This is a genomic window from Sphingobium sp. D43FB, assembly GCF_002312805.1.
Taxonomy (GTDB): domain Bacteria; phylum Pseudomonadota; class Alphaproteobacteria; order Sphingomonadales; family Sphingomonadaceae; genus Sphingobium.
Genome location: NZ_NMUA01000090.1, coordinates 1 through 3,069, shown reverse-complemented (window position 1 = coordinate 3,069; position 3,069 = coordinate 1). Strand labels below are relative to the sequence as shown.

Here is a 3,069-nt window from a genome sequence, read left to right as displayed (position 1 = left end):
TAATGCAAAGCAAGCCGACCCAAAAATGGCAGAAATCCGCCAATCAGGCCGCGTTCCTCCGCATTATGGGAACCTCGTGATTAGTAAAGTTATGCTCACCTAACCATAACTTTACGAACGGCTTCACATACTGGCGGAATCAGCCGTACCTCATGGCCGATATGCGCCAGTTGGCGCGCCCAATGATGAGCTCCGCCGCAGGCTTCCAGCGCGACCACGCATCGGGGTTGAGCGGCGAAGAACGCAAGTAACTTGCCGCGGCTGATCCGTTTGCTGAAGAGCGCGTGCCCGCGCGCATCCGCACCGTGAGCGTGAAAAACATGCTTGGCGATATCCAACCCAATTGTGCTAACTTCCGACATGGACGCCTCCTCAAGTGGTGTTCAACACCTCCACTATGGCACATCGATGCCGCCGGGGGGCGTCCACCCCATCAGTTCATGCGCGATAAGTGGCTGTCCAACCGCATCTTCACATCCCACGACAACATCATCGACCTTTGCTGCGAAGCCTGGAACAGGCTGATTGATCAGCCATGGCGCATCATGGCAATCGGAAGCCGCAAATGGGCGCGTGGGTCATGATCACTGCAGGTTGGTATTAGCGTGCAGATACGTTACTTTCGTGTAGTCACCCCATCTTCCATCAGTCCGATGCCGCTATCCGCGGCCATGTGTTTGTCTCGTTCCTCGCTCTGACGCTGGCCAAGGAACTGACCCGCTTGTGTCAGGAAAAGGGCTTGCAGCCCGAATGGCAGCCGCTCCTCAACGATCTCGATCGCCTTCAGGAAGCCACCATCGAAAAGGACGGCAAGGTCATTACCACCCGCACCCACGTTTCGGGCCAGGTGGGGAATGTCTTCAAGGCAACCGGCATCGCGCTGCCGGCCAATATCAGCGAACTGCCGCCGCGAACCTGAGCCTCTGCAAGCTCAACCAAACTCAAAAATGTAGTGGTAATACTCGCGCCGGTGCGTGCATGTCATTGAACAAAAATGCCTTTTCCAAAAGCACTGTTCAAGTTGGGCATGACGCATCTCTGCCTCCTGTCAGACCCAATGAAGCAGATCAGGCGATCAAATGCGAGGGGTTTTTGGAGGTGCCCACCTGCGCACGGTTGGGGTAGACAGCGCTATTTCAATCGAAGTTCCCTAGAGGAGGGTTGGACGTGGCCCACGGTTCGATTGTTCAGGAGCAGGTTGGCTTTGCTGGGCGCACTAGGGGTTCCATCATCGCTGGACGAACTCGGAAAGCTGATCGACTGGGTAGGTGAAGCAGAAAGAAACGATCAGCCGTCGCTGACGATCGTATTTTCGATCACCCCAACGTCTGACACCTCAACGCGGACCACATCGCCCACTTTGAGCAGGCCATTAGTTGCCGCGCCTACACCCGATGGCGTGCCCGTCGATAGGATGTCACCGGGTTCTAGAGTCATTACCTGCGACAGATAAGCGATCTGATCGTAAATGTTGTAGATCATGTCGCCGGTCAGGGTAGACTGCCGCTCTTCACCATTGACCGTGAGGCGGAGCGTTAGTGCGTGTGGATCAAGGATTTCGTCGTCGGTTATGATCCACGGACCGATTGGGCCATGCGTGTCAAACGACTTACCGAGCGTGAAAGTGGGTGTGCGGTGTTGCCAGTCGCGTGCCGAGACATCATTGGCGACGGTGTAGCCAGCGATCACTGAACGTGCATCTTCTGGCAGCACATTGCGGCAACGCTTGCCGATCACTACAGCAAGCTCGGCCTCATAGTCCAACGCATTCGAAACAGCCGGATAAACGATCGGTGATGCTGGGCCAGTGATGCACGACACCTGCTTGTTAAACCACAGCTGGCTTGTTGGCACGGGTATACCAGCTGCGATCGCCTCTTGCGCATGCGCTTGATAGTTCATACCGATCGCCAGAAACTTCTGCGGATCGGTGATTGGGGCTTCGAGAATGACGCTCTCCAGCGGGAGCGCCGGTTCATCTGCCGCTTCAATTGAGCCGCGGATATCGGGCAGATCGTTCAGCAACTGCCGCATTGAGCCATGCGGCGCTATCGCACTTAGATCGACAACATTGGTGCCCACGACTTTGCCCAACCTGGTAATTCCGTTCGCAGTGTACCGAACCAGTTTCATATTCATTCCTCCCATGAACTACTTTTTCGCTACTTTGATAGGGCACTTCAGAACAAGGTACAAAGTATATAATCTAGTTGAAGACCTAGGCACGGTTGGGGTCGACAGCGCTATTACAATGGACGTTCCCATAGCAATTTCAAAATCGGGATGCTCTTTGTTCACGCACAGCGTCCACAGCGAAGAAGATCAATCCCGACCAGATGAATCCGAACGTGAACAGGTGCAAAAGACCGAAAGGTTCATGGAATAAGAGGACGGCCTGCAGGAACTGGAGCGACGGGCCAATGTACTGGAATTGGCCTGCAAGCGAATATGGCATCTGTTTGGCTGCGACTGAGAAAAGCAGCAGCGGTACCGCCGTTACGAATCCAGTAAAAATCAATAGTACGTTGGTAGATGTGTCGCCGCCAAACACCGGTATCCCGTTTTGGGAACTTAGAAATAGCCACGCCATCGCTAGCGGTGCCATGAGAGATGTTTCGATCAGAAGGCCGCAAAGCGGATCCAAAGGAGCAACCTTTCGGATCAAGCCAGCGGTGCTGAATGTAAATGCCAGAACCATCGCGATCCACAAGCTGTTGGGGCCTTTTCCAACAGCAAGGGCGATTACACCCACAGCAGCCAGGCCGACGGCAAATGTTTGAAGCCGCGTCAAGCGTTCGCCCAGCGCCACGACGCCAAGAACCACGGTTATCAAAGGAGTTATGAAAAAACCGAGACTGGTCTCGAGTATACGATCGTTCAGAACGGCCCAAATATACACGAGCCAGTTCACTCCAATGAGCGCCGCAGTCGCAGCAAACAACGTACGCATCCGGCGAGGACCGCAGCTACTGACGGTTCGCTGCGGGATTTGGCATCTTACTTGCCGAGGAAGGCCTCGACGCCTTCTTGAGCGAGCACATCGCGGAATGCAGCATCGGCATCGCGGTC

3 protein-coding genes and 2 pseudogenes are annotated in these 3,069 nt (G+C 54.8%); 2 read left to right on the top strand and 3 right to left on the bottom strand.

The window, feature by feature from the left end:
* Positions 1 to 109 precede the first annotated feature (109 nt).
* Positions 110 to 362 (bottom strand): annotated as a pseudogene (locus SxD43FB_RS23150) (IS110 family transposase); the annotation flags it as partial.
* A 72-nt stretch (positions 363 to 434) separates the two neighbouring features.
* Between SxD43FB_RS23150 and SxD43FB_RS26225 the strand changes: the two are divergent.
* Both SxD43FB_RS26225 and SxD43FB_RS26220 read left to right on the top strand, forming a co-directional pair.
* Positions 435 to 584 (top strand): annotated as a pseudogene (locus SxD43FB_RS26225) (IS630 family transposase); the annotation flags it as partial.
* A 155-nt stretch (positions 585 to 739) separates the two neighbouring features.
* The gene (locus SxD43FB_RS26220) at positions 740 to 919 is read left to right on the top strand and encodes a hypothetical protein (protein ID WP_254914386.1); all 180 of its coding nucleotides are present in this window, start codon (positions 740 to 742) and stop codon (positions 917 to 919) included.
* A gap of 368 nt (positions 920 to 1,287) precedes the next feature.
* Here SxD43FB_RS26220 and SxD43FB_RS23140 read toward each other — a convergent pair whose 3' ends face one another.
* Positions 1,288 to 2,133, bottom strand: a complete 846-nt coding sequence (locus tag SxD43FB_RS23140) for a fumarylacetoacetate hydrolase family protein (RefSeq protein ID WP_096064122.1) — start codon at positions 2,131 to 2,133, stop codon at positions 1,288 to 1,290.
* A 139-nt stretch (positions 2,134 to 2,272) separates the two neighbouring features.
* The gene (gene rarD, locus SxD43FB_RS23135; RefSeq protein WP_176482907.1) at positions 2,273 to 2,941 is read right to left on the bottom strand and encodes an EamA family transporter RarD; all 669 of its coding nucleotides are present in this window, start codon (positions 2,939 to 2,941) and stop codon (positions 2,273 to 2,275) included.
* Positions 2,942 to 3,069 lie beyond the last annotated feature (128 nt).